General features: G+C 72.7%; 9 protein-coding genes. 8 read left to right on the top strand and 1 reads right to left on the bottom strand.

Translation table 11 applies throughout. The annotated features are described in order from the left end of the window. The 5 genes from AOK23_RS41255 to AOK23_RS41275 all read left to right on the top strand — a co-directional run. Positions 1-349, top strand: a 349-nt coding sequence (locus AOK23_RS41255; RefSeq protein WP_157878313.1) for an aminotransferase class I/II-fold pyridoxal phosphate-dependent enzyme, incomplete at its 5' end; no start/stop codon positions are given. A gap of 88 nt (positions 350-437) precedes the next feature. Further along, positions 438-746 carry a hypothetical protein gene (locus AOK23_RS41260; RefSeq protein ID WP_055717534.1) on the top strand — a complete coding sequence of 103 codons (309 nt, stop codon included), beginning with the start codon at positions 438-440 and terminating at the stop codon, positions 744-746. Beyond that, positions 743-1,969 carry a class II histone deacetylase gene (locus AOK23_RS41265; protein WP_240496809.1) on the top strand — a complete coding sequence of 409 codons (1,227 nt, stop codon included), beginning with the start codon at positions 743-745 and terminating at the stop codon, positions 1,967-1,969. The genes AOK23_RS41260 and AOK23_RS41265 overlap by 4 nt, the downstream gene beginning before the upstream one ends. Then, positions 1,962-2,801, top strand: a complete 840-nt coding sequence (locus tag AOK23_RS41270) for a thioesterase II family protein (RefSeq protein WP_055717535.1) — start codon at positions 1,962-1,964, stop codon at positions 2,799-2,801. Before AOK23_RS41265 ends, AOK23_RS41270 begins: the two co-directional genes overlap by 8 nt. Then, on the top strand, positions 2,798-4,366 hold the full coding sequence (locus AOK23_RS41275) for an MFS transporter (protein ID WP_055717536.1): 1,569 nt from the start codon (positions 2,798-2,800) through the stop codon (positions 4,364-4,366). Before AOK23_RS41270 ends, AOK23_RS41275 begins: the two co-directional genes overlap by 4 nt. Positions 4,367-4,387: 21 nt before the next feature. Here the strand turns inward: AOK23_RS41275 and AOK23_RS41280 are convergent, their stop codons facing one another. Then, a complete protein-coding gene (locus tag AOK23_RS41280; RefSeq protein ID WP_055717537.1) occupies positions 4,388-4,822 on the bottom strand; it encodes a VOC family protein in 435 nt (144 codons plus the stop codon). A gap of 158 nt (positions 4,823-4,980) precedes the next feature. Here AOK23_RS41280 and AOK23_RS41285 point away from each other — a divergent pair, with 158 nt between their 5' ends. The 3 genes from AOK23_RS41285 (at position 4,981) to AOK23_RS41295 (ending at position 6,795) form a co-directional block, all read left to right on the top strand. Continuing rightward, complete coding sequence (locus tag AOK23_RS41285) at positions 4,981-5,691, top strand: 4'-phosphopantetheinyl transferase family protein (RefSeq protein WP_157878314.1); 711 nt, start codon at positions 4,981-4,983, stop codon at positions 5,689-5,691. Between the two features lie 99 nt (positions 5,692-5,790). Next, positions 5,791-6,144 carry a VOC family protein gene (locus AOK23_RS41290; RefSeq protein WP_240496810.1) on the top strand — a complete coding sequence of 118 codons (354 nt, stop codon included), beginning with the start codon at positions 5,791-5,793 and terminating at the stop codon, positions 6,142-6,144. 45 nt (positions 6,145-6,189) lie between these two features. After that, entirely contained in the window at positions 6,190-6,795 is a 606-nt protein-coding gene (locus tag AOK23_RS41295; RefSeq protein WP_055717540.1) for a hypothetical protein, read from the top strand. Positions 6,796-6,863: the final 68 nt, after the last annotated feature.

The following is a 6,863-nucleotide window of genomic DNA, read 5'->3' on the forward strand; positions in this document are numbered from 1 at the left end:
GGCCGCCCGGGCGGCCATCGAGGTGATCGACGCCGCGCCCGAACTGCCGCGCGAACTACGGGCCAGGACCACCCGCTACCGGGAGCGGCTGCGGGCACTCGGCTTCGACACGCTCACCGGTGAGACGCCCGTCGTGCCGGTCATCTGCCGCAGCGCCGAACAGGCGGGCGCCATGGCCCGCATGTGCCAGCAGGACGGGCTGTTCGTGCAGCCGATCGTCTACCCGGCGGTGCCGCGCACGCTGCCGAGGCTGCGGACCATCGTCAACCTCAGCCACTCCGAGGCGGACCTGGACACGGCCGTCACGACGCTGGAGAAAGCAGGCCGCGCCTGTGGCCTCATCACCTGACACACGTCCCGGACACGCGGCGGGAAGCCGCGTCGGCCGGGTGGCACGGCACGTCGCACGCACACACGACGAGCAAGGGGGAACCGACATGGCGGACATCGACAAGACGGCGTTCTTCTCGGCGGTGCTGAAGACCATCGCCTCGACCCGCAACCACAACACCGACCAGGACGAGCACACCAAGGGCGTGGTGGAGCCGGCCGCGCGCATCCGCGCCGTCGAGGAGGAGGTCGCCGAACAGCCGCTCACCTCGGGGCGGACCGGTGAGGTCCTCGACCTGCTGGAGACGACGTTCCGGGCCAAGCGCACCCCGGACGAGGAGCGCGAGTACTACCTCCAGTACATCGAGAAGGTCTCCGGCGTCAGCCGCGCCTCGCTGGGTGTGTCCGCCGGGTGAACACGTCCGACCTCGCGTGGTACAGCCACGAGATGTGCTTCTGGCACGACCCCGGGCCCGGCTCGGGGTACGTGCCCGTCGGCCCTGGTGTCGAACCGCTCCGGCAGTTCGCGGTCGACCCCGATCTGCGCCGGGCCGAGGGGCTGGTCAAGGCGTCCGGAGTGCTGGACCGGTACACGTGCGTGACGCCGACGCCCGCCACCGACGAGGACCTGCTCCTGGTGCATGTGCCGGAGCACATCGAGCGCGTGGAGGCGGTGTCGGCGTCCGGCGGGGGCGACGCCGGCGTGTACGCGCAGGTCAACTACCACAGCGCGCATGCCGCCAGGCTCGCGGCGGGCGCCTCGGTGCAGGCCGCCGAACAGGTCCTGGACGGGCGGTTCCGGCGGGCGTACTGCCTGGTCCGCCCGCCGGGCCACCACGCGGAACCAGACCGGGCGATGGCCCTGTGCCTCTACAACAACGTCGCCGTCGCCGCGCGGGCCGCGCAACGCCGCGGGGCGCGCCGGGTGATGATCCTGGACTGGGACGTGCACCACGGCAACGGCATCCAGCGGGTGTTCTACGACGACCCGGACGTGCTGTACGTGTCGATCCACCAGGACGGGCTGTTCCCGGCGGCGTCCGGCCACGTCATGGAGACCGGCACGGGGGCCGGCGCCGGCAGCACGCTGAACGTGCCGCTGCCCCCGGGCTCGGGTCACGGCGCCTACCTCGCCGTCGTCGACCGGGTCGTGGAACCCGCGGCGCGCGCGTTCCGGCCCGAGCTGATCCTGGTCGCGGCGGGCGTCGACGCGGGTGGCCACGACCCGATGGGCCGCATGATGTGCACCAGCCGCACGTTCCACGCCATGACGTCCACGATGTGCCGCCTCGCCGACGAACTCACCGGGGGCCGCGTCGTCTTCGTCCACGAGGGCGGCTACTCGGCGTGGTACCAGCCGATGCTGGTGCTCGCCACGGCGAGCGCGATCGCCGGACTGCCCGCCCCCCAGGACCCGTTCCTGCACTCCCTGGACCATCTGCCGGGCCAGCGCCTCCAGGGCCACCAGAGCCGGGTCGTCGAGCATCTGAGGGCCCATCACCCGCTGCTGGCCCGGCGACCGGACGACACCCACTCCGACCCCCACACCATGACCGGCACCAGCACCAGCACCAGCACCGGCACCAGCACCGGCACCGGCATCGACGTCGGTATGGGACGGGCGGTGGCCGATGCGTGACTGGTGGATCACCGTGGGCCCCCGGCTCGAGCCCCGTTTCCGTGTGGTGGCCTTCCCGCACGCCGGCGGGTGGCCCTCCGTGTTCCGCTCGTGGGCGCGGTTCCTGCCCCTGGACGTGGAACTCGTCGTCGCCCAACTGCCGGGCCGGGGCGCCCGGATCACCGAGCGGCCGCTCACCCGCGTAGAACCCCTCGTCGACGCGCTCGGCGCGGCCCTGGCGGAACTGCCCGAGCTGCCGTACGCCGTCGTCGGGCACAGCTTCGGCAGTGTGCTGGCGTACGAACTGACGCGCACGATGGAGCACAAGGGGTTCGCGCCGGAGCTGCTGGTCGTCTCGGCGCGGCAGCCCCCGTGCTTCTCCGCCGAGCCGCCCTTCGCCCACCTCAGGAGCGACGCCGAACTGGTGGAGCACCTGCTGGACATCGGCGGTATGACACCCCAGCTGCTGGACCGGGACGACCTGGTCCGGCTGTCGCTGCGGGCGATCCGGGCCGACCTGGAGGCGATGGAGCACCACGAGCGGCCGCTGTCGGGCACCGGCGTGCCCATCCTCGCGCTCGGCGCGGTCGACGACCCCGTCGTCGTCGCCGAGCGGCTGCACCTGTGGTCCCTGGAGACCACCGGCGGCTTCCGGCGGCTGATGTTCCCCGGCGGCCATTTCTACCTCTACGAGCCCGCGCCCGCCGCTGCCGTCGTCCACCGCCTGGTGGCCGGCCGACCCGGCGCACCGCACGCGGGCACCCCGTACGGGGGCCGGGTCCCCCGTGCGTCCGGCCGCCCGGTATCCGTTCCGGGCGGCGGTTCGAAGCACCTGTTGAAGGAGACGAGTTGAGCACCATCGCCGATACCCCCCACCAGGCCGGGCCACGGGAGTGGCTGGGCCTGGCCGTGCTGGCGCTTCCCACGCTGCTGCTGTCGATCGATGTGAGCGTTCTGCACCTGGCGGTCCCGCACATCAGTGAGGCGCTGAACCCCTCGGCCGCCCAGATGCTGTGGATCATCGACATATACGGCTTCCTCATCGCCGGCTTCCTGGTGACCATGGGGTCGCTGGGCGACCGCATCGGACGCCGGAAGCTGCTGCTGATGGGCGGCGCCGCCTTCGGCGTGGCCTCGGTGGCGGCCGCCTACGCGGACGGCCCGGCCACGTTGATCGCGGCGCGCGCGGCGCTCGGCATCGCCGGTGCCACCCTGATGCCGTCCACGCTGGCGCTGATCACCAACATGTTCCGGGACGGCAGGCAGCGCGGCGTGGCCATCGCCGTGTGGGTCACCATGTTCTCCGTCGGCATCGCGCTCGGCCCGGTGGTCGGCGGCGCCATGCTGGAGTACTTCTGGTGGGGGTCGGTGTTCCTGCTCGGGGTGCCGATCATGGCGCTGCTGCTGGTGGCCGGTCCGATGCTGCTGCCCGAGTACCGCGACGAGCAGGCCGGCCGGGTCGACCTGGTGAGCGTGGCGCTGTCGCTGGCGGCGATCCTGCCCGTGATCTACGGCCTGAAGGAGATCGCCAACGACGGGATGTCGGCGCTGCCGCTGCTGGTCCTCGTCGCGGGCCTGGCCATGGGCGTGGTGTTCGTGCGCCGGCAGCGCGGCCTGGACAGCCCCCTGCTGGACTTCCGTCTGTTCGGCAACCCGGCGTTCCGCACGTCCCTGGTGACGCTGCTGCTGAGCATGCTGGTCGCGGGCGGCACCTATCTGTTCGTGACGCAGTATCTGCAGCTCGTCGGCGGCCTGTCACCGATGAAGGCCGGCCTGTACCTGCTGCCCGCGGCGTTCGCGCTGATCGTGACGTCCGTGGTGTCCCCGATCGCGGCGAGCAAGGTGCGGCCCGCGTACGTCGTCGCGGTCGGCCTGGCCGTGTCGGCGCTGGGACACCTCATGCTGGCCCTCGCCGACAGCACCTCCGGCATCGCGCAGGTCGTGACCGGTTTCGCCTTCGTGTACGCCGGTGGCGGCCCGCTCATCGCGCTGGGCACCGACATCGTGGTCGGCTTGGCGCCGCCCGAGCAGGCGGGTTCCGCGGCGGCGATCTCGGAGACCAGCACCGAGCTGGGCATGGCCCTCGGCGTGGCGATCCTCGGCAGCGTCGGCACGGCCGTGTACCGCAGCGAGGTGGACGTGCCCGCGCGGATCCCGGACGGTGCCGGTGACACCCTCGCCGAGGCGCTTCAGGCGGCGAAGGCCCTGCCGGCGGACGTGGCCGCCGCGTTCGTCGACTCGGGCCGGGCGGCGTTCACCGAGGGCATGAACGTCATCGGTGTCGTGGGCGCGCTGCTCGCGCTCGGTACGGCCGTCCTCGTGGCGGTCGTCATCAGGACTCCGCCCACGGGCGCCGGGGAGCAGGCCCAGGAGCCCGCCGAGAGCCCGGTCACGCCCGCGGAGCAGCCCGCCTCCTGACCGGGGAGCCGGCCACGGCCCTCACGCGCCGGGGCGCTCCGCGTAGGCGGCGGCGTGCTCGGCGGTGGGGGCGATGGGGGTGATGACGTCGACGAGGACGCCGTCGGGGGCGGCCACGATGAAGTGCCGTTGCCCGAAGTCCTCGCTGCGCAGGGGGAGTTCGGGCTTCAGCCCGGACTCCTCCACGAGCCGGGCGTATTCGGCGTCGACATCGGGCACCTCGAAGTTGAGCAGGAGGCCCTGAGTGGGGCGGCGGTAGGCGTCCGGGATCGTCTCGTGGGCCGCGTCGACCAGGGCGAGCTCGTAGTACGGGGGCTCCGGCCGGCGGAGGCTGACGTACCAGTCGTTCTCGAAGGTCTTCTCGAATCCGAGCAGGTCCGTGTAGAAGTCCGCGGCTTCCCGGAGCCGCGGGGTGCAGATCACCGGGTAGAAGCTGGTCACGGCTGAGGGCGTCATGGTGTCACCGTTCTGAGGTGGGCACGGGTCGTTCGAGCGCGGGTGGCGTTCGCCGTGCCAACGAGGGAACGCCCCCACCGTCACGTCGCCGGCAGCGGAACGGGGGGCGCATGGCGGCCGCAGTGCCGAGGCATCCGGAGTCGCCGCAGGTGTGGGCCGTGCGGAGACCGCCACCGTGGGACGAGGCGCTGAGTCTCTCGCTGCTGGACGCGGACGAACGGCGCAGGGCCCGCTCCTTCCGGCGCCCCGCGGACCGTTCCCGCTACCTCGCCACGCATGTCGCGCTGCGTCTGCTGCTCGCCGCGCACCTCGACTGCCACCCCGTGGACGTCCTCCTCGGGCGGGCGCCGTGCGCGAGATGCGGCGGACCGCACGGGCGGCCCGTGCTCCTGGAGAGCGAGGCCGGCCCGCATTTCTCCCTCTCCCACTGCCCGGGCCTGTCGCTCGTGGCGATCGCGGGTGTGCCCCTGGGCGTGGACGCCGAGCGGATACCCGGCCGCCGGACCGTCGAGTCGTGCCTGGAACGCCTGCACCCGCAGGAGCGGCGCGAGGCCACCGCGGTCCCGGAGCAGGGGAGTCCCCTGTGGTTCTGCCGCCTCTGGGCGCGCAAGGAGGCCTATCTGAAGGCCCTCGGCACCGGCCTCGGCCGCGCGCTGGACCGGGACTACCTGGGCGACCGTGAGACGCCCGGGGCACCCCGGCGTCCGCCAGGCTGGACCGTCCGCAACCTGCCGTGCGGCCCCGCGGACACCACCCACGCCGCGGCCCTGGCCGTGCCGGAGGGCACCCCCGTACCCGCCGCGCCCTACGAAATGAACTGGCCTTTCGTGTACGGGCGTTGGCGCGGTGGAGCGGGCGCGGGCGGATGACCGCCCGTGTTGACATACCGTTGGTACGTCATTAAGTTCGCTCGCATACCTTCGGTACGTGACTGGAGATGGCACTCCATGCTGACCAGCCTCTGTCCGGTGATCCGCACCTTTCGCATCGAGGAGTCCCGCGCGTTCTACACCGACCTGTTCGGCTTCAAGGTCACCGACGAGACGGAGTGGTACGTCGGTCTCGGCCGGCCCGGACCGGTCCCCTGCGAACTCCTCCTCGTCGACCCCACGCACCCGGCCCTCCCGGAGCCCCTGCGACGGCCGATGAGCGTGGTCCGGTTCACCCTCGAGGTGGAAGGCGGACAAAGGGAGTTGGAACGGGTCGCCGCCTGCGCGGCCCCGACCGGAGTGCGACGGTCCGGCACCGAAGGACCGGAAGGTGACGACGTGCTCGTCACCGATCCCAATGGAGTGAAGATCCGCGTGATCGCACCGGAATGACCCCTCGGTGCGCGCGGGATCGCTGGTCGAGGGGGGAGAGCGGTCATGCCCGGAAGGATCGACGCCGAGGTCGCGGTCGCGGTGATGCGCGCCGCGGGACTCGAACCACTGGAGCCCTACCCGGGGGCCAACGTGGCCTGGAACAGCCGCTGCGCGAAGAACGCCCACCACGTCGCACCCACGTTCACGTCGGTACGCATAGGCGCCAGCGCGGGATGCCGCCACTGCGGACGCATCGCCGCGGGGGAGCGGCGACGGGCCGCCGGCCGGGCGCAGGCCGAGGCCGACATGCGCGCCGCGGGCTTCGAACCGCTGGAACCGTACCCGGGGGCCAGGGTCCGATGGCTGTGCCGGCACGTCGTCTGCGGCCGCACCGTCCACCCGAGGCTGTTCGGGATCCGCGCCGGGAAGGGCGGCTGCCGCGCCTGCGCCGGGCGGGCCCCGGTGGACCGCGCGGCGGCCGAGGCGGAGATGCGGGCGGTCGGCATGGAGCCGCTGGAGCCTTTCCCCGGACGGGTGCGGGACCGATGGAGGTGCCGCTGCATGACCTGCGGACACATCGGCACGCCCGCGCTCAACAACATCCGCCGCGGTCAGGGCGGCTGCTACGCCTGCGCGCACCGCGCGGGCCGTCCCCTCGACGTGGCCTGACCGCCCACCCACCCGCACCGACGAGGTGCCCCGCCGCGTGCGCGCGTGGCGGGGCACCGGCCCGTGTC

It is taken from the genome of Streptomyces torulosus, from assembly GCF_001419765.1.
GTDB classification, from domain to species: domain Bacteria; phylum Actinomycetota; class Actinomycetes; order Streptomycetales; family Streptomycetaceae; genus Streptomyces; species Streptomyces torulosus.